The 17,804-nt window shown below is 73.0% G+C and carries 21 protein-coding genes; 6 read left to right on the plus strand and 15 right to left on the minus strand.

Annotation, left to right across the window (positions count from 1 at the left end):
- Nucleotides 1–133: 133 nt before the first annotated feature.
- Nucleotides 134–517: a hypothetical protein gene (locus ACGFZP_RS32755; RefSeq protein WP_392939896.1), complete on the minus strand. Its 384-nt coding sequence runs from the start codon at nt 515–517 to the stop codon at nt 134–136.
- A gap of 422 nt (nt 518–939) precedes the next feature.
- Here ACGFZP_RS32755 and ACGFZP_RS32760 point away from each other — a divergent pair, with 422 nt between their 5' ends.
- Nucleotides 940–1,764 carry a BTAD domain-containing putative transcriptional regulator gene (locus ACGFZP_RS32760; protein WP_392940167.1) on the plus strand — a complete coding sequence of 275 codons (825 nt, stop codon included), beginning with the start codon at nt 940–942 and terminating at the stop codon, nt 1,762–1,764.
- Nucleotides 1,765–1,811: 47 nt separating this feature from the next.
- On the opposite strand, the gene ACGFZP_RS32765 is transcribed toward ACGFZP_RS32760, so the two are convergent.
- The 6 genes from ACGFZP_RS32765 to katG form a co-directional block, all read right to left on the minus strand.
- Entirely contained in the window at nt 1,812–2,336 is a 525-nt protein-coding gene (locus ACGFZP_RS32765) for a MauE/DoxX family redox-associated membrane protein (RefSeq protein ID WP_392939898.1), read from the minus strand.
- Nucleotides 2,333–2,812 (minus strand): S26 family signal peptidase, encoded by a 480-nt coding sequence (locus ACGFZP_RS32770; RefSeq protein WP_392939900.1) that lies wholly within the window; start codon nt 2,810–2,812, stop codon nt 2,333–2,335. Before ACGFZP_RS32770 ends, ACGFZP_RS32765 begins: the two co-directional genes overlap by 4 nt.
- Nucleotides 2,809–4,722 (minus strand): ABC transporter ATP-binding protein, encoded by a 1,914-nt coding sequence (locus tag ACGFZP_RS32775; RefSeq protein ID WP_392939902.1) that lies wholly within the window; start codon nt 4,720–4,722, stop codon nt 2,809–2,811. The genes ACGFZP_RS32770 and ACGFZP_RS32775 overlap by 4 nt, the downstream gene beginning before the upstream one ends.
- A complete protein-coding gene (locus ACGFZP_RS32780; protein ID WP_392939904.1) occupies nt 4,719–5,291 on the minus strand; it encodes a hypothetical protein in 573 nt (190 codons plus the stop codon). Before ACGFZP_RS32780 ends, ACGFZP_RS32775 begins: the two co-directional genes overlap by 4 nt.
- Nucleotides 5,292–5,368: 77 nt before the next feature.
- On the minus strand, nt 5,369–5,608 hold the full coding sequence (locus ACGFZP_RS32785; RefSeq protein ID WP_392939906.1) for a hypothetical protein: 240 nt from the start codon (nt 5,606–5,608) through the stop codon (nt 5,369–5,371).
- 393 nt (nt 5,609–6,001) lie between these two features.
- Complete coding sequence (katG, locus tag ACGFZP_RS32790; protein ID WP_392939908.1) at nt 6,002–8,233, minus strand: catalase/peroxidase HPI; 2,232 nt, start codon at nt 8,231–8,233, stop codon at nt 6,002–6,004.
- Nucleotides 8,234–8,651: 418 nt separating this feature from the next.
- Between katG and ACGFZP_RS32795 the strand changes: the two genes are divergently transcribed.
- Together ACGFZP_RS32795 and ACGFZP_RS32800 are read left to right on the plus strand one after the other, a co-directional pair.
- Nucleotides 8,652–9,065 (plus strand): Fur family transcriptional regulator, encoded by a 414-nt coding sequence (locus ACGFZP_RS32795; RefSeq protein ID WP_392939910.1) that lies wholly within the window; start codon nt 8,652–8,654, stop codon nt 9,063–9,065.
- 72 nt (nt 9,066–9,137) lie between these two features.
- Nucleotides 9,138–9,356 (plus strand): hypothetical protein, encoded by a 219-nt coding sequence (locus tag ACGFZP_RS32800; protein WP_392939912.1) that lies wholly within the window; start codon nt 9,138–9,140, stop codon nt 9,354–9,356.
- 46 nt (nt 9,357–9,402) lie between these two features.
- Here ACGFZP_RS32800 and ACGFZP_RS32805 read toward each other — a convergent pair whose 3' ends face one another.
- The 3 genes from ACGFZP_RS32805 to ACGFZP_RS32815 form a co-directional block, all read right to left on the minus strand.
- The gene (locus tag ACGFZP_RS32805; protein WP_392939914.1) at nt 9,403–9,978 is read right to left on the minus strand and encodes a dihydrofolate reductase family protein; all 576 of its coding nucleotides are present in this window, start codon (nt 9,976–9,978) and stop codon (nt 9,403–9,405) included.
- Nucleotides 9,979–10,133: 155 nt separating this feature from the next.
- Nucleotides 10,134–11,372, minus strand: coding sequence for a phosphatidylserine decarboxylase family protein (locus tag ACGFZP_RS32810; protein ID WP_392939915.1), 1,239 nt, complete (start codon nt 11,370–11,372; stop codon nt 10,134–10,136).
- A 120-nt stretch (nt 11,373–11,492) separates the two neighbouring features.
- Nucleotides 11,493–12,062, minus strand: coding sequence for a TetR/AcrR family transcriptional regulator (locus tag ACGFZP_RS32815; RefSeq protein WP_392939917.1), 570 nt, complete (start codon nt 12,060–12,062; stop codon nt 11,493–11,495).
- Nucleotides 12,063–12,134: 72 nt separating this feature from the next.
- On the opposite strand from ACGFZP_RS32815, the gene ACGFZP_RS32820 reads away from it, so the two are divergent.
- Nucleotides 12,135–12,626, plus strand: a complete 492-nt coding sequence (locus ACGFZP_RS32820) for an FBP domain-containing protein (RefSeq protein ID WP_392939919.1) — start codon at nt 12,135–12,137, stop codon at nt 12,624–12,626.
- 266 nt (nt 12,627–12,892) lie between these two features.
- Here the strand turns inward: ACGFZP_RS32820 and ACGFZP_RS32825 are convergent, their stop codons facing one another.
- Complete coding sequence (locus tag ACGFZP_RS32825; protein WP_392939920.1) at nt 12,893–13,912, minus strand: LLM class flavin-dependent oxidoreductase; 1,020 nt, start codon at nt 13,910–13,912, stop codon at nt 12,893–12,895.
- A 226-nt stretch (nt 13,913–14,138) separates the two neighbouring features.
- Nucleotides 14,139–14,315, minus strand: a complete 177-nt coding sequence (locus ACGFZP_RS32830; protein WP_392939922.1) for a hypothetical protein — start codon at nt 14,313–14,315, stop codon at nt 14,139–14,141.
- A 182-nt stretch (nt 14,316–14,497) separates the two neighbouring features.
- On the opposite strand from ACGFZP_RS32830, the gene ACGFZP_RS32835 reads away from it, so the two are divergent.
- Nucleotides 14,498–14,686, plus strand: a complete 189-nt coding sequence (locus ACGFZP_RS32835) for a hypothetical protein (RefSeq protein WP_392939924.1) — start codon at nt 14,498–14,500, stop codon at nt 14,684–14,686.
- 57 nt (nt 14,687–14,743) lie between these two features.
- On the opposite strand, the gene ACGFZP_RS32840 is transcribed toward ACGFZP_RS32835, so the two are convergent.
- Entirely contained in the window at nt 14,744–15,445 is a 702-nt protein-coding gene (locus ACGFZP_RS32840; RefSeq protein WP_392939926.1) for a helix-turn-helix domain-containing protein, read from the minus strand.
- A 167-nt stretch (nt 15,446–15,612) separates the two neighbouring features.
- Nucleotides 15,613–16,020, minus strand: a complete 408-nt coding sequence (locus ACGFZP_RS32845; protein WP_392939927.1) for a winged helix-turn-helix transcriptional regulator — start codon at nt 16,018–16,020, stop codon at nt 15,613–15,615.
- 122 nt (nt 16,021–16,142) lie between these two features.
- Here ACGFZP_RS32845 and ACGFZP_RS32850 point away from each other — a divergent pair, with 122 nt between their 5' ends.
- Entirely contained in the window at nt 16,143–16,790 is a 648-nt protein-coding gene (locus ACGFZP_RS32850) for an NADPH-dependent F420 reductase (protein ID WP_392939928.1), read from the plus strand.
- Between the two features lie 85 nt (nt 16,791–16,875).
- On the opposite strand, the gene ACGFZP_RS32855 is transcribed toward ACGFZP_RS32850, so the two are convergent.
- On the minus strand, nt 16,876–17,313 hold the full coding sequence (locus ACGFZP_RS32855; RefSeq protein WP_392939930.1) for a VOC family protein: 438 nt from the start codon (nt 17,311–17,313) through the stop codon (nt 16,876–16,878).
- Between the last annotated feature and the right edge of the window lie 491 nt (nt 17,314–17,804).

A 17,804-nucleotide genomic window follows, 5' to 3' on the forward strand; every position in this document is an offset into this window, starting at 1 on the left:
CCTCACCAAGTAACACCCCGCACCACCCCACGCCACACGACAACGCCGCTGCACCCACCCGAACACCCGGGCAGGGAGCAGCGGCGTCGCGGCATGTCAGGACCGATTGAGCCGCCCGCGCAGCGCCCGGCGGTCAGCCGGTGGTGGCGTCCGCCGGGCCGCAGAGGTCGAGACTGTAGGCGGCGCGGCACCCGGTCTGCGCGGGCACGACGCCCGAACCGCGGACTCCCTGGAACAGGCTGACCAGCACCACGGCGGCCAGCGCCACCTTGACGGCCCCGGTCAGCGCCCCGTCGAACCTGGCCGCCGAGAACCGCCTGACCGCGTAGACGATCCCGGCCAGCGCGGCGACCACCGCGGAGACGCTGAAGTAGCTGTAGGCGGTGATCTCGCCGTTCTGCCGAACCGTGTTCGAGAGGTGCACGTCGGCGATCACGGGCAGGACGGCCAGGACGGCCGCCGCCCAGCCGATCCTGGCGGCCCGGCCGCGCCCACGGAAGTACTCGATCATTGGCATCCCCCCACTGGCGGGGAGCGACGGATCCGGGACCCCGGTCAGCCGGCCCCCGCGTCCCGACCGTTCTTCGTCGGACGGGAAGACGCCTCGCCGAATGCCCCGGTTCCGCGCCGGGCCGGCGGTCCCAGGGGCATCCTGGGCACCAGGGCTCACAGACCGGCCCCGCCGAACGGGAGCCGCAGGTCACCCCCGCCGCGGGCTGCGGCGCGGCCCGGCCCGTCGGAGCCCGGCCTCGATCGCACCCGTCCCACCCGTGCACCCGGGTTTCGCCGGCACGGTTCCCATAGCCGAAACGACGGCTTATGATCACGCGAAATCGCGAGCCGCGGACTCCCCTTCGACCAAGGGGAGTTCGCTTGAGCTGCCCACAAGGTCCGTAGCTCGGGGGGAACATGCGCTACACAGTTCTTGGACCGTTGGAAGTGTTCGACCGGGACACCGTGGTGCCCATCGAACGGCCGCGCCGGCGGGCGGTGTTGACGTTCCTTCTGCTGAACGCGAACCACCAGGTCTGCATCGAGCAGCTGGTGGACGCGCTCTGGGGCGAGCGCCCGCCGCGCAGCGCCCGCGGCCAGGTGCACACCGCCGTCTCGGCCCTGCGCAAGCTGCTTCCGGGGGCCGTCGCTCCGGCCGGAACGGGGGCGATCACCTCGCTGGCGGGCGGATACCGCCTGTCGGTCGGCCGGCACGACCTCGACACCGTGGACTTCTGCCGGGAGGTCGCGGAGGCACGGCGGCTCACCGGGCTGGGCGAGCACGCGCAGGCCGTCCGGCACCTGCGGAACGGGCTCGGCCTGTGGCGCGGCGGCGCGCTCACCGGGATCGACGCGCCGTTCGCGGAGCCGGTCCGGGCACACCTGGAGGAGGAACGTTTCGCCGCCTACGAGCTGCTGGCGGACATCGAACTCGGCGCGGGACGCCATCAGGAGCTGGTCCCCGAACTGACGGCCCTGGTGGACCGCTACCCCGACCGCGAGCGCCTCGTGGAGCGGCTGGTCCTCGCCCTGTACCGCAGCGGGCGGCAGACCGACGCGCTGGCCGTGGCCCGTCGGCTGCGGGCGCTGCTCGCGGACGAGTTCGGGCTGGATCCGGGGCCCGCCCTGGTGGAGCTGGAGAGCGCCGTCCTGCGCGGTGACCCGGATCTGCAGAGCCCGCGCCGGCACGCCCGTACCTGTCTCCCCCGGCTCCGCCGGCTCTGCTGCCACCCGGCGCGCGCCCTTCCGCACCATCGGCGCACGGGTCCCTGACCGGTCCGCCGGCCTGACGGCCCCGGCGGGCACACCCGCCGGGACCCTCAGGAGCGTCGGGGCGCGGCGGGCCCCTGGAACAGGTAGGCGATGTCGTCCCACCGGACGACCAGGGCGCCCGCCGCCGCGCCCGCCACAAGGGCGACGGCCGCCAGCGCGGGGGCCACGGCGCCCCCGGGAGCCAGGCCCGCGGCGAGCGCGCCGGCGGCGAGCAGGGCGTTGCGCAGGACGAAGCCCCCGGCACCGCCCCGCGCGGCGGGCTTCGCCCGGCCGAAGCACCGGCAGTCCGCCGCCCGCCCGGCCCGCAGGGTCGCGGCGGTGAACCCGGCCAGCAGCACGAGTGCGGCCGCCGCGCCGGCCTGTCGCACGGTCGCGAGCAGTGCCACGGTCACCAGTTCGGCGGCGATCACACCGACGGCGGTCGACCGCCGCAGGCCGGCCGGCAGCCAGCGGAAGCCGGCCAGGTCGGCGGCGAACGCGGCCAGGGCCGCGCGGCTGCGCGCCTTGCCGACCAGGGCGGTGCCGAACACCACCACCAGCAGGGCGCGGGCGGCCAGTTGCAGCATGGTCATGCGGTCCTCCTCGAACCGTGGGTCGTCCGGTGCCCCGCGCGGATCAGGGACTGCGCGGGTCGCCCGTCGCGGGACATCCGGCGGACGGCGACGCCCAGGGCGGTACGGCTCGGGACGGTGCCGAAGGTCCGCGAGTCCAGGCTGCGCGGGCTGTCCCCGAGGACGGCGAGGTGTCCGGACGGCACCGCGGGGCAGCCGTCCGCGGCCGGGTCGCCCGCCACGCCGCTGACCCGCTTCACCAGCCAGGGCGTGTCCCCCGGGTCGCGCGGCCCCTCCGGCACGGGGATGACCACCACGTCGCCGCGGCGGAACACCGTGGTGCGGCGCACCAGCACCCGGTCGCCGTCCCGCAGGGTGGGCTCCATGCTGCCGCCCTCCACGACGACCAGCTCGAAGGAGCGGCGGAGCAGCAGCGCCGTCGCCGCGAGGCCGGCCAGCGCCCCGGCGGCCGCCGCGGTCAGCGGAAGGGCGTTCACCGCACTGCTCCGGGCCGTTCCGCCCCGACGTGCGGCACCCCGGCGCGCGACACCCCGGCGTGCGGCACCGCACCGTGCGGCGGCTCGCCGTGCCCGGCCGCCGTCCGGTAGCCCTCGGCCTGCGCGGCGAACATCTCCGCGTACCGGCCGTCGAGGGCCACCAGCTCGTCATGGCGTCCGCGTTCCACGACCCGCCCTTCGAAGAGCACCACGATCAGGTCGGCCTCCCGCAGGGCGGCGAGCCGGTGCGAGATCAGCAGACTGGTACGCCCGGCCCGGTGGCGGCGCAGGGCCTGGTGGACCTCCCGCTCGGCGAGCGCGTCGAGTCCGGAGCTGGGCTCGTCCAGGATGAGCAGCTCGCCGTCCTCGCGCATGAGCGACCGGGCGAGGGCGACGCGCTGCCACTGGCCGCCGGAGAGCAGCACGCCGTCCTGCTCGTCCTCGTCGGTGAACGTCCGGCTGAGCATGGTCCGGTAGCCGCGCGGCAGCCGCTCCAGGCTCCGGTCGATGCCGGCGCGGGCGGCGGCGGCCCGGATCCGGTCGAGGTCCTCCCGGTGCTCGACGGCGCCCAGGCCGATGTTCTCGGCGGCGGTCAGGTCGTAGGTCATGAAGTCCTGGAACGTGGCGCCGATCCTGCGCCGCAGTTCGTCGACCGGCATCGTGCGGATGTCGACGCCGTCCCACAGGATCCGCCCGCGGTCGGGGTCGTAGAACCGGCAGAGCAGCTTGACCAGCGTGCTCTTGCCCGCGCCGTTCACGCCGACCAGGCCGACGGCGCTGCCGTGCGGAAGGTGCAGCTCGACACCGCGCAGCGCCCAGGGGGCGTCCGGGGTGTAGCGGAACCACACGTCCTCGAAGGTGATGCCGTCCCGCAGCGGCGGCGGTACGACCGTGCCGTCCGCCAGGTCCGCGGGCGAGCCGAGCAGCGCGAGGTAGTGCCCGAAGAGCCGCAACGCCTCCTCTGCGCGCCCGAGTTGCATCACGATGGCCGACAGCGCGCCCTGGACGGCGGCCACCGCGGCGGTGAACAGCGTCATGTCGCCGAGGGTGATCCGGCCGCCGAGCACCTGCCGTGCCACGACGACGGCCGCGGTGCCGGCGACCGCCGCGGTGAGCAGGGCGAGCCCCGACTGGACGAGGACGCCGCGGCGCAGGGCCGCCAGGCCGGCGCCGGTCGTCTCGCGGAGCCCCTCGACCGCACGGCGGCGGAAGAGCGGCCCGGTGCCGAAGAGCCTGATCTCCTTGGCGGCCCGGGGGTCGATGAGCAGCGTCCGGTAGAAGTAGTAGCGCCGGGTGGCGGGGACGATCGCGGCGGCGGTGTCGGCCATGCCCCGGGAGGTGCGCAGGTGGCCGGCGACGGAGACGGCGACGCAGAGCACGAGGAGCGCGCCCATCGGCGGCCAGAACACCAGCACCGTGCCGAGGAACCCGGCGATCGTCGCCGTGCTGCGGACCGAGTCGAGCAGGAAGTCGAGGACGTCGTGCGGTGCGCCCTGGGCCGCGGTCTCGGCGAGCCGGATTCGGTCCTGGGTCGCCGGGTCCTCGAACGGGCGCAGCCCTCGGTAGGCGTTGACCCGTTCGTAGAGCCGGTCCTGCACCTCCAGGTTCACGGCCCGGCCGACCATGGCGCCGATCAGCGCCGTGACGTGGTTGAGCACGGCGGTCGCCCCGGCGAGGACGGCTCCCCCGGCCGCGAGCCACGCCACCCGGGTGCCGTCGGCCGCGCCGGGGCCGCCCGCGCCGGCGAGGGCGTCGACGAGCAGCTTGGTGGTGTAGGCCAGCACGGCGGGGAGGGCGCCGGTGAGCAGGGCGAGCAGCAGCTGGAGCAGGATCCCCCGGGGCGAGGCCCGCCAGCCCAGCCGCAGTGCTGCGGCCGCGGTCCGCACCCGCCCGGCGACCGTCGTGGTCACACCGTTTCCCGGACCTGAGCCGGGCGGTCGGCCCCCGTGCGGTGCGCCGTCGCGGGCACGACGTCGGCCAGGTCGTGGCCGGCCGCGGTGATCACGCCGTCCTTGAGCCGGAGCAGCGTCGGGAAGGCGCCGACCTGGCCGAAGGCCGCGGTGGCCGAGGACTTCTCGGCGACGACGGCCACCCGGCCGACGGCGTCCAGGGCGGCGGTCATCCTGCGGGTCTCCGGGTTCTCCGGGTCGCCGACGACGAAGAACAGCGGGTCGGCGGCCCCGGTGGCGGCGCCGCCGGCCAGGGACTCGATCAGCGTGCCGCAGGGCGTGCAGCCGACCATGACGAAGCCGGCGAAGGCGTCCCCCTCGGCCACGTCGGCCACGGTCAGCTCCTCGCCGTAGGTCGTGACGGCGCTGAACCCGGCGACGGCGGTGCCGACCGCCGGCAGGGCGTCGGGGGCGCCCGTACCACCCTCCTCCAGCGTCCGCAGCCTGCGGATCACGGCGAAGGTGAGGACGAGGTTGGCCGCGATGGCAAGGCCGAGCGCGACGGTGGAGACGATGAGGGCGGTGAGCATGTCGGTTCCTCTCTGGGCCGTTCGAAGGGCGGCGGAGGGCGGGGGCCGCCGAGCCGGGGCCCCCGCCCTTGCGGTCGTCAGCAGCCGTACGCGACCTTCTTGTTGTACTGGAGGCCGCCGGTGCCCTTGCAGGTGCCGGTGCAGTTGTAGTAGCCGTTGCACATCGGCTGCCACCACCAGCCGCCCGAGCAGAAGCCGCCCTGCGAGTTACAGGCGACGACACCGCAGTAGTCCGGCGGCACGCAGGCGCCGGCCTTCTTCTGCTTCAGCAGGGCGCCCAGCATCCGGTCGCCGAACGACGTGAGGGTCCTGGTCATGTGACCTCCTTGTGGGGTTCGACCCGTCCGATCGAGTCGCTCCACCATGCTGTCCGGGGGCTCTCCCCATCGGCTCCTCATCGGCTCTGCGGGCCCCTCACCGGGCACGGCCGTGCCCGCCCGGGACGGCCCGCAGGCGGCTCCCGGACATGCGAACGGCCCGCCCGCCACCGCTCCGGGGAGTCCCCGGGGGCGATGGCGGGCGGGCCGTCACACGGTGGGCGGCGGCGTCACCGCGTCATGCCTCTGGCGCCGTGCTTCTCGGCGCCGTGCTTCTCGGCGCCGTGCTTCTCGGCGCCGTGCTTCTCGGCGCCGTGCTTCTCGGCGCCGTGCTTCTCGGCGCCGTGGCTCTCGGCGCCGTGGCTCTCGGCGCCGTGGCTCTCGGCGCTGCGGTCAGACCAGGTCGAAGCGGTCGAGCTCCATCACCTTGACCCACGCGGCGACGAAGTCCCGGACGAACTTCTCCTTGGCGTCGTCGCTCGCGTAGACCTCGGCGACGGCGCGCAGCTCGGAGTTGGAGCCGAACACCAGGTCGGCGCGGCTGCCGGTCCACTTGACCTCGCCGGTGGCCGCGTCACGGCCCTCGAAGGTGTTCGCGTCCGCGGAGGTCGCCTTCCAGACCGTGCCCAGGTCGAGCAGGTTGACGAAGAAGTCGTTGGTCAGCGTGCCGGGCGCCGTGGTGAGGACGCCGAGCGACGACCCCTGGTGGTTGGCGCCGAGCACCCGCAGGCCACCGACGAGGACGGTCAGCTCCGGGGCGCTCAGGTTCAGCAGGTTGGCCCGGTCGACCAGCAGGTACTCGGCCGGCAGGCGGTTGCCCTTGCCGAGGTAGTTGCGGAACCCGTCGGCGGCCGGCTCCAGCGCGGAGAACGACTCCACGTCGGTCTGGTCCTGCGCCGCGTCCACCCGGCCCGGCGTGAACGGGACCTCGACCGCGAAGCCCGCCTCCTTGGCGGCCCGCTCGACGCCCACGCCGCCGGCGAGCACGATCAGGTCCGCGAGCGAGACCTGCCGGCCCCCGGACTGCGCCCCGTTGAACGCCTTCCGGACGCTCTCCAGGGTGCTCAGCACCGTCGCCAGCTGCTCCGGCTCGTTGACCTCCCAGCCGCTCTGCGGCTCAAGGCGCACCCGCGCGCCGTTGGCGCCGCCGCGCATGTCGCTGCCGCGGAAGGACGAGGCCGAGGCCCAGGCGGTGGAGGCCAGCTGGGCCACGGTCAGGCCCGAGGCGAGGATCTGCTCCTTGAGCGCGGCGATGTCGGCGGCGTCGACGAGCTCGTGGGTGACGGCCGGCAGCGGGTCCTGCCACAGCAGGGTCTCGGTCGGGACCTCCGGGCCGAGGTAGCGCACGACCGGGCCCATGTCGCGGTGGGTCAGCTTGAACCACGCCCGGGCGAAGGCGTCCGCGAACTCCGCGGGGTTCTCCAGGAAGCGCCGCGAGATCCGCTCGTAGACCGGGTCGAAGCGCAGCGAGAGGTCGGTGGTCAGCATCGTCGGGGCGTGGGTCTTCGCCGGGTCGTGCGCGTCCGGGACGGTGCCCGCGCCGGCGCCCTCCTTCGGCTTCCACTGGTGGGCGCCTGCGGGGCTCTTGGCCAGCTCCCACTCGAAGCCGAAGAGGGTCTCGAAGAAGGTGTTGTCCCAGGCCACCGGGGTGGCCGTCCAGGCGCCCTCGAGGCCGCTGGTGATGGCGTCGCCGCCCTTGCCGGTGCCGAAGGTGCTCTTCCAGCCCAGGCCCTGCTGCTCGATCGGGGCGGCCTCCGGGTCCAGGCCGACGCTGTCCGCCGGGCCGGCGCCGTGGGTCTTGCCGAAGGTGTGGCCGCCCGCGATCAGGGCGACCGTCTCCTCGTCGTTCATCGCCATCCGGCGGAACGTCTCACGGATGTCGCGGGCCGCCGCGATCGGGTCCGGGTTGCCGTTGGGGCCCTCCGGGTTGACGTAGATGAGGCCCATCTGGACGGCGCCGAGCGGGCTCTCCAGCTCGCGGTCGCCGGTGTAGCGCTGGTCGTCGAGCCAGGTGGTCTCCGGACCCCAGTAGACGTCCTCCTCCGGCTCCCAGACGTCGGCGCGGCCGCCGCCGAAACCGAAGGTCTCGAAGCCCATCGTCTCCAGGGCGACGTTGCCGGCCAGGATCATCAGGTCGGCCCAGGAGAGGTTGCGGCCGTACTTCTTCTTCACCGGCCACAGCAGGCGGCGGGCCTTGTCGAGGTTGGCGTTGTCCGGCCAGCTGTCCAGCGGGGCGAAGCGCTGCTGGCCTGCCCCGGCGCCGCCGCGGCCGTCGCTGATCCGGTAGGTGCCGGCGCTGTGCCAGGCCATCCGGATCATGAACGGGCCGTAGTGGCCGTAGTCGGCCGGCCACCAGTCCTGGGAGGTGGTGAGCACCTCCGCGAGGTCCCGCTTCACGGCCGCGAGGTCGAGGCTCCGGAACCCCTCGGCGTAGTCGAAGTCCTCGCCGAGCGGGTTGGCCACGGCGGGGTTCTTGGCAAGGATCTTCAGGTTGAGCCGGTCCGGCCACCACTGGCGGTTTCCGCCGCCCTGCGTCGGGTGCGACGCACGGTCGTGCGCGACGGGGCAGCCACCGCCGCCCTCCGGCTTCGCATCGGTGACGATCGCATCATGGTTCTCAGACATGGGAATCCCTCCGGGCCGGGCGGATCACTGTGTTCAGGAACTGCGGGCGGTGAAAGAGCCGGGGCCGGGGCCCCGGCGGGTCACGGCATCGTCGGCCGCGTCGGCCTGGTGGGCCTCGTCGGCAGGGAAGCCGTGCTCCTCGGACGCGTCCGGTGCGGCAGCCCCGCCGGTCGCACACCCCGGTGCCGGCCTACCCGGCACCGGGGGCCGCACGGCGGTGGTCCAGTCACGCTGTTCCTCTCCTGCCGTACTGGAGTCGTCCTGTCCCTAGGCTAACGCCGGAGCCGATCCTACGATGGACAAAATCCAAGTCAAGAACCACGCCAAGCCCGCCGCCGGTCGGAAGCGGATGTGCGTTGATACGATCCGTTTTCCCGATGACCCCGTCTTCCCGATGACCCCGGTGAGGTGAGCCGATATGAGTGACCTGCTGGAGCGGCTGCGCGGGCGCAACTGGCGGATGACCTCCCAGCGGCGGGTCGTCGCGGAGGTCCTCGACGGCGAGCACGTCCACCTCACCGCCGACGAGGTGCACGCCCGGGCGGCGGAGCGGCTGCCCGAGATCTCGCGCGCGACCGTCTACAACACGCTGGGCGAGCTGGTCGCCCTCGGCGAGGTCACCGAGGTCTCCACCGACGGGCGGGCCAGGCGCTTCGACCCCAACGCCCACCACCCCCACCACCACCTGGTGTGCACCGGCTGCGGCGCCATCCGCGACGTCCACCCCACCGGCGACCCGCTCGCCGACCTCCCCGCCTCGGAGCGCTTCGGCTTCACCGTCGCCGGCGTCGCGGTCACCTACCGGGGCCTCTGCCCGTCCTGCACGGCTTAGGGCCTGTCCGGCCGAGCGGTGCCCGCCGCCCTCGCGTCGAGTCGGCCCACCGCGATGCGGGAGAATGAGCCCATGAACGACGACCAAACCCCACCCGCCTCGGCGATCGAACGCCGGCAGCGGCTCCTGAACATCATGATGAGGGAGGGCGGCACCTGGGACTGGAAGCGGGCCCGCGAGACCTACCTGCCCCGCCCGGACCCGCGCACCGTACGCCGCGACCTCCAGCTGCTCTGCAAGGCCAGGCAGATCTTCCGCGCCGAGAACGGCGAGTACCAGGCAGCCGGCTGACGTCCGCGGACTCCGGCAGGACTCCGACGGGTGGCCTGCCGGAGTCCTATCCCTCCTCGTGCCGCGCCACGCGGTGGCGGAGGTAGACGACTCCCGAGCCGAAGACGCGGGTCTCGACGAGTTCGAGATCCACCCGGCGCTCGCGCCGGGGAAAGAACGGAACGCCGCCGCCGACCAGCACCGGGTAGACCATGGCACGGTACTCGTCGATCAGATCCGACGCGGCCGCCTCGGCGGCGAGCGTCGCGCCGCCGATCGCGATGTCGCCCTCCCCCGGCTCGGCCCGCAACCGCCCGATCTCCTCCGCCAGGCCGCCGGAGGCCAGCCGGGCAGTGCCCTGCACCGTCGACAGCGTGGTGGAGAACACCACCTTCGGGAGCGGGTTCCAGAGCGCGGCCCACTCCCGCATCGAGTCGTCGAGCGACGGGTCCTGGTCGGCGGTCTCCCAGTACAGCATCGTCTCGTACAGCCGCCGCCCCAACAGGTGGACGCCGACCTCCCGGATCTCGTCGATCCAGAAGCGGAAGACGTCCTCGTCGGGCGCCGTCCAGTCGAAGTCGCCGTTCGGCCCGACGATGTAGCCGTCCAGGGAAACGCCCATCGAGTAGGTCACGCTGCGCATCGGAAGCCCTCCTCGGGAACAGGCTTCGACCCTACGACCGCCCGCCGCCGCCCGCCCGCCACAGGAAGCCGGTTGTGGCGCCGCTCGACGTACGCGGGGGGCACGAAGGCCCGCACCGCGACGTCGGCGGTTCCCGGGAGCTCAGGTGCCGGTGGTCACGGGGCGACGGTCGCGATCCTCGCGCCGACCCGGATCTTCGTGTCCGGCTTCAGGGCGTCGGCGAAGCGGACCTTGCCGGGCTCGAAGACCAGACACATGCTGGAACCGCCGTAGCTGAACCAGCCCAGCTCGTCGCCCTTCTTGACCGCCTTGCCGGGCTGGACCGCGATGGTCACCGACGAGATCTCGGTGATGCCGATGGGAATGACGCAGACCATGCCGATCCTGGTGTCCGGGCTCTCGATGAACACCAGTCCGCGGGTGTTGACGGACGCCTGGTAGCCCTGCGAGTACGTCCCGGCGGTCGGGTCCTCGCCCGCGGACTCCGCGTTGCTGAACATCAGGCCGTTGACGACCTCGGCACTCCTGACGACGCCGTCGATCGGCGAGCGCCAGCGGTGGTAGTCCGAACCCGCGAGGAACGACTGGAAGACGTCGCCGTTGAGGAACCTGGCGGTGTACGTGCTGCCGTTCAGCATGTCGGCCAGCGAGTAGGGCTGTCCCTTGAGCCAGAACTCGTCGGTCTCCTGGACGTTCCGCGCGATCCGGTACACGGCACCGTCGTTGGCCGACACGATGGCGGCGGGGTCGGCGTCGACAGGCCGCTTCCCCGGGAGGATCTGCCGGTGGAAGAACCCGTTGAAGGAGCTGAACCCCCAGTACGGCTTCTTCCGGTCCGCCTCGGTGACGTAGTCCCCGAGGCCGAACTCCTTGACGGCGGGCGCCGACAACCAGCCGTCCTCCTGCTCGGTCAGGACGCTGCGGCTCTCGGCGCCGTCCAGGTGCACGCACCACTCCTTGAGGATCTTCTGGATCGCCCGGTTGAACTTCTCGATGCGGAACAGGGCTTCACCGGCCGGCGTCATCATCATGTAGACGAAGAGCGCCGACATCGGGAAGAACACCCGCTTCTCACGGTTCGGGCTGTAGCGCGGCGCGGTCGTCCTGATCCGGTTGAGGGCCGCGAGCAGCTCGGAGACGCTCGTGATGTACCGGTGCGGTGGCAGCACCTCCTCGATCATCTGGCACACATACATCCGGATGATCCCGTCGCGCTTGATCAGCCGCTCCAGGTCCCGCACCCCTGGGCTGAACTCCTGCTCACCGTCGGCCAGTTGAAGCAGGAAGTCCGCCTGCCACTCGTCGACGGCCTGCCGGCTCTCCGGCAGGTAACCGGCCGCGCGGGCAAACAGGTTGTCATACCGGCCGTCGAGGGCGGCCTCTAGGTCACTCATGGATCTCTCCATCCTGAAGTGTCCGACTCACACATCCCCGGCCAGTGGTACCACGTGAAATGTCAATCGTGCACGAAGACATGCGGGACGACCGCCCTCCCCCGGCACCGGGGCGACGGTTCAGTGCGTGGCGCGGGTGCGCAGCAGGGTGTCCAGGGAGTCCACGATCCAGTCCCAGGACTGCTGCGGGTCGACGGCGGTGTGGGCGAAGCCTCCGGCCAGCTCCAGGCCGATGTAGCCGTGGACCATGCCGCCCAGCATCCGGACGGCGTGCGTCTGGTCCGGTTCGGCGAGGTCGTAGCCGCGCAGGATCGCCCGTGTCATCTGTGCCTGCCGGACGCCGGCGCTCGCGGCCGCCGTCTCGGGGTCGAGCCTGAACTGCGCGGCGGCGTAGCGGCCGGGGTGCTGTCGGGCGTAGTCGCGGTAGGTGTCGGCGAAGGCGGCCAGCGCGTCCTTGCCGGCGCGTCCGGCCAGCGCCTCGGCGGCGCGGTCGGCGAGCTCCTCCAGCGCGAGCAGGGCGATCCGGGTCTTGAGGTCCTGGGAGTTCCTGACGTGCGAGTAGAGGCTTGCGACCTTGACGTCGAAGCGGCGGGCCAGCTCGGAGACGGTCACCTGCTGGAACCCGACCTCGTCGGCCAGCTCCGCCCCGGCGCGGGTCAGCCGTTCCGCGGTGAGTCCTACGCGAACCATGGTTCTCCTCCTGCTCGGCATCACCCATTATGCGTTTGCCTAAAGGTCTTAGGCAAATTAGTCTGCGGTGTCATGGAGCAGCTGACCGAACACGACATCCGCACCGCCTTCCTGAACTGCACCAAGGGCGAGGCGAAGCGCCTGAACATCCCCCGCGACCTGGCCGAACAGCCCTGGGACGAGCTGGACTTCCTCGGCTGGCGGGACCCGCAGGCCCCGGAGCGGGCCTACCTCGTCGTCGAGCTCGACGGCCGCCCGCAGGGCCTCGTGCTGCGCAGCCCGGGCGCCGCCGCCTGGCAGGCCCGGCGCAGCATCTGCTCGCTGTGCGTGACCAGCCACACCGGCGGGGTCTCCCTCATGGTCGCGCCCAAGGCCGGACCGGCCGGGCGGCAGGGCAACACCGTGGGCGCCTACATGTGCAGCGACCTGGCCTGCTCGCTCTACGTGCGGGGCAGGAAGGACGCGGGCGCCGGGGGGCGGCTGCACGAGTCACTCACCCTGGAGGAGAAGATCCAGCGCACCAGGGCGAACGTCGCCGCGTTCATCGCCAAGGTCCTCGACTGAGACGCCCTGGCCGGGTCGGCTGCGCGGCCGTCCGGACACGCCGGGAATCCCGAAGTTGTCGATTGTGAAACATGGCCGACGGTGCCGCGACCAACACCGCGATGCGTCTGGGCAGGTTCGACCGCGACGCCGCCGGGGACTGGGACTCACCCCCGCCCTCGCCGGGTACCCGGGCGGGCTGCACCAGGCCGTCGTCGCCTACGGCCTGGAGGTCGACGAGGCGTAGGCCCTGGGCCCTGTCCGGCCGCCGGACCGGCAGCGGTGGGTCAGACGGCCGGGCGCCAGCCGAGCACGGGGGCGAGGCGGGTGGCGATGTCGGTGAGGATCTGCACGTAGTCCTCCTCGCCGAAGGTGAACGGCAGCGCGAAGACCACCTCGTCGACCTCCCGGAACGCGGCGTGGGCGTAGAGCCGTTCGGCGATCTCGGCGGACGTCCCGACCAGGTCCGGCGCGAACATCATCCGCGCCGGGCCCTGCGGGGCGGCGGTGCGCGGGAGCCGGCTCCGGGCGTACTCCCGGTACCTCGCCCGCTGGTCCGCCGAGGCGCTGTCGGTGGGGATGACCACCAGCCCCTGGGAGACCCGGGCCCGCCCGCCCCGGGGGTGGTGGTCGCGGAAGGCGGTGATCTGCGAGCGCTGGATCTCGGCGAAGTCCTCCGACTCCTCCGCCCGCACCACGTTGCTGGTGAGCAGGCTCAGGCCCTGCTCACCCGCCCACCGGGCCGAGCGCAGGCTCCCGCCGCCGTACCAGATGCGGTCCGCCAGACCGGGTGCGACGGGCTGGACGCGGTCCGAGTAGACCTCGATGCCCTCGACGCCGCTGAAGTCGGTGGCCGGCTCGCCCCTGACGAAGTCCAGCAGCCGGCGCACCCGCTGGTAGCCGAACTCCTCGGCTTCGGCGGTGTCGGGGTACAGCGCGGAGGCGATCCGGTCGTAGTGCCCCGGCCGTCCGACGCTGATGCCGGGGTTGAGCCGGCCACCGGAGAGGAGGTCGGTGGTCGCCAGGTCCTCGGCCAGCCGCAGTGGGTTCTCCCAACCCAACGGGATGACCGCGGTGCCCAGTTGGATGCGGCGGGTGCGCTGCGAGGCCGCCGCCAGCACGGCGACGGGCGAGGAGATCCCGTACTGCAGGTGCCGGTGGCGCACCCAGGCGCTGTCGAACCCCAGCTGCTCGCCCAGCTCGATGAGCCGCAGCGTCGACTCGTGCCCCCGGGCGGGGTCGGCCGGGTCGAACTGTCCGATGGTCAGGAAGCCCAGCTTGCGAAGGGGCTGCGAGGGCGACGGCACCGGGTCCTCCTTTCTCCGCGACCGACTCGCCACCGGGTGACGCGGATCGACTGTCACCGCCCGGATGCCGATCACCGGGCGTCCGGCCCACACTCACACGCGGCCGGGTGGCGATCAAGTGGCACATCGGAACCGCAATCCGGGGCAACACCCCCGTGACACCCCCGCAGCAGACCGGCCGCCGCCGACCCCCCGGCTCTCCCGACGACGCGGGGAGAAGGCCGGGTCAGCGCCGGGAGCGGGCGGCGGGGCGCACGGGCGGCGCGATGCGTATCCGCTTCTCGGCGGGTGCGCTCTCAAGGTCGGCGAGCTGCGCGGTGATCGTGCCGCGCAGGTCGCCGTCGTCCTCGAACCGGTGGTCGTTGAACAGGGTGAAGCCCGTCCACATCAGGTTGGCGCACACCCGCGCCCCGGAGGTCGTCCCCGTCCGTGAACTGACCTTCCAGGCCTGAAGCCCCACGCACCGCACAGGTGGAAGGTCGTGGTCTTCGGCCAGAACCCCTACCCCGGCCGGAGAGCGCCACCGGCATCGCCATGTTCGACAACACCTTCCACCACTGGAAGGACAGCCGGTGAGGCCGGGTCGTGAGCATACGCCGCATCATCAAGGCCGCGGCGATGTGGAAGTACGGCATCCCCCAGAAGACCCCGATCTCCGACATCCGCGCGCTCCTGGAGAAGCAGGGCACCGTCCAGCCGCCCGAGTGGTTCCAGGCGATGCTCACCCAGGGCGTCCTGCTGCTGAACGCCTCACGCTGTGCACCGTGCAGCTGACGGAACTGGAGGAGCAGCCGCTGGTGTCCTGAGCGGCACCCCCAGGCCGAGGGCCTTCTAGGAATCGGCCGCCGCGGCCGGCGTGCCGGAGCTTGCGATGCGGCGGCCGGTGATCTCGTCCGGCTGGATGCGCACCCAGAGCGGGTGGCTGCCGCCGGCCCAGGGCGTCGTACCCGGCAGCTGCCGCAGGTGCTCGACGGTGTCCGGATCCCCGACGTGCCGCGCCCGGCCGAGGACGAGGACGCTCCACCCCTGGCTCAGGTGGTCGTCGATCCGGTCGACCTGGAACGACACCGGCGATCCGTCGTCCGGCGTGGCGGCGCCCTGCGCGGCTGTGCGCAGGACGATCGTCCCGTCGTCCACGGTGTAGTTGACCGGGAAGACGGCCGGACCCGGGTCGACGGGCAGGGCGATCCGGCCGACGCCGTGGGTGCCGATCCGGTCCCAGCACTCGGCCTCGGTGAGGTGGAACAGCTGCGGGCGCGGCGCGGCGTCCGGCTGCCCGGGCGGGGCGTCGGGGCGTCCTTCGAGCAGCTCCTGGTAGCCGAGCCGTAGCGCGGCGGCGATCCGCACGAACCCGCCCGGGTCGAAGGCCGGACCGGCCTCCAGCAGGTGCCGGAGGTAGCTCGGGGACATCGCCGCCTGGTTCGCCAGCACCTCCTCGGTCAGGCCGAGCTGGGAGCGCCGGTCGGCGATCCTGCGCGCGACGTCGGCGGGGTCGGCGCGGCGGGCCGCTTCGAGGCCGTGGTCCCGGTTCACCTGCACTCCTTGCTCGCGGGCTCCGCCCGGTCATCGCCGTAGGCGTCGATCCCGGGCAGGGCACCGTGTCCTCAGCGGTCGGCCCGGCGCCGCCCGCCCGCCGATCATTCCATGACGCAGAGTCAACGGACGAACACGGTCCATCACCGGTGCCGGGTGGCGGGGTGTCAACCCCGGTCCTGCGTCTGGCCCTGGGCCCGGTCCTGGGCCTCCAGGACCGCGTCGCCGTGTCGGAAGCCCCACTCCCCCAGGGCCTCCAGAGTGGGCAGCAGGGTGCGGCCGAGCGGCGTGAGGGCGTACTCGACCCGGGGCGGGGTCTGCGGATAGCTACGGCGCTCCACCAGGCCGTTGAACTCCAGGCGGCGCAGCGTCTCGGTGAGGACCTTGGCGCTGATGCCGCCGATCCGCACCCGCAGGGCGCCGGGGCGCGCGGGCGCCTCGCGCAGCGCCCAGAGCACCACCGAGCTCCAGGTGTTGCCCAGCAGATCGAAGGCGATCCGGGCCCGGCAGTCCGCCAGGAAGGCCCCGTCCGCCCCGCCGCCCGTCACGTCCTGCGCCACACCGTCCGTCGCCATGGTCCGTCCCCCCTCATCCTCGCCCGTCCACCACGCACCAATCGGTAACCATCGCCGTTCCTAGAGTCATCCCGAGGTGGCCCCGACCGGGGTCGGCTCGGACTCGGCGTAGGAGGTCTCCCGTGCGGATCGGCATCATCGGAGTGGGCAACATGGCGCAGGCGCTCGGCGGGCAGTGGGCCCGGGCCGGGCACGAGGTGGCGTTCGGCGCCCGGGACGCCTCCCGCGCCGCCGCCGTGGCCCGGCAGCTGGGCGCGGGTGCGCGGGCCGTGGAACACCCGGCCGCGGCCGCCGGGTTCGGCGACGCGGTGCTGCTCGCCGTCCCGGCCGACCAGGTGGAGCGGGTGGTCGTGGCGGCGGCCCCGCCGGCCGGGCGGGTGCTGATCGACTGCACCAACCCGATCGCGTCCGGCACCCTCACCCTCACCACGGCCGGCGGGCCGTCGATGGCCGAGCGGATCGCCGCCGCCGCACCCGGCACGCACGTGGTGAAGGCCTTCAACGTCTGCCATGAGAGCGTCTGGCGGCGCACCCCGCCGGTCTTCGACGGCCGCCCGCTCGCCGTCCCCCTCTGCGGCGACGACCCGGAGGCGCTCGCCCTGGTCGGCCGGCTGGCCACCGATCTCGGCGCCGAGCCGGTGCCGGCCGGCGGCCTGGTCCGCGCGGGACTGCTGGAGGCGGCGACCGCCCTGGTCATCGGCCTCTGGTTCGCCGGCCGGGACGCCCAGGCCGTCCTCCCGCCGCTGGCGTACGCGGGCGGGCAGGCCTGAGCGTCCCGGCCGGCGAAACGACCGCCGCCGGGAACGCGTCGTGCCGTGGGCGGCCGACCGGCGGAGGTACCGCGTCAGCGCCCGCTCAGTCGAGACAGAACTCGTTGCCCTCGACGTCCTGCATCAGGAGGCACGACTCGTTGACGCCGTCGGCGACCAGCAGCTTCCCGCGGACCGCGCCGAGCGGGAGCAGTCGTGCGCACTCGGCCTCGATTGCGGCCAGGCGCTCCTCACCGACGAGTCCGGTGCCGACCCGCACGTCCAGGTGCACCCGGTTCTTGACGACCTTGCCTTCGGGAACGCGTTGGAAGAACAGCCGCGGGCCGACACCCGAGGGATCGGCGCACGCCGCGAACGCCGGCCCCTCGTACCCGGGCGGCGGCTCGCGGTCGAAGTCGTCCCAGGTGGCAAACCCCTCCGGAGGCGGCGGCGTGACGTACCCCAGCACCTCGGACCAGAAGCGGGCGACGCGCAGCGGTACCGCGCAGTCGAAGGTGATTTGGACCTGCTTGATCGACTTCATCGGCCCATCGTAGAGGCCGGGCCGCTCCCCGTCCCGGCAGGTCCCAGTGGGCCCTGCCGGGCACCCGCTCCTGCCCCATGGCGGCAGTCGAGTACGCAAGCCCCCCCCGACACCTACCAGCACGCCACCGCCGTTATCCGGGTGAGGTTTTCGGCCAGTACACGACCTGGTTCGGCCGGTAACGATTCCGGGCCAGGACCGCTTTCAGCCTGCTTGCAAAGAGTTCAGGGTGCGGCGGCGGCCCTCTCCGACCGGCCGACGACGGGTCTGAGCCGTTGACCGCCAGCGGACCTGACGTCGGATCGGACGGGGTGCGGGCCGGCGGTCACGCGACCGTGCCCTGCGGTTGGGCGCCTCGACCGGCGGTGGCCGGTTCCCGTCGATCCCCCGTCGGACAGCTCCGGGTGATCGAAAAAAACGCCCTGTACGGTCCCGTCGTTTTCTGTTTAATCTTGCGGTGGTCGAGTGATCGCCTCCACTTCCCCAACCCT

The sequence above is a fragment of the Kitasatospora sp. NPDC048239 genome (genome assembly GCF_043202015.1).
Taxonomy (GTDB): Bacteria; Actinomycetota; Actinomycetes; order Streptomycetales; family Streptomycetaceae; genus Kitasatospora.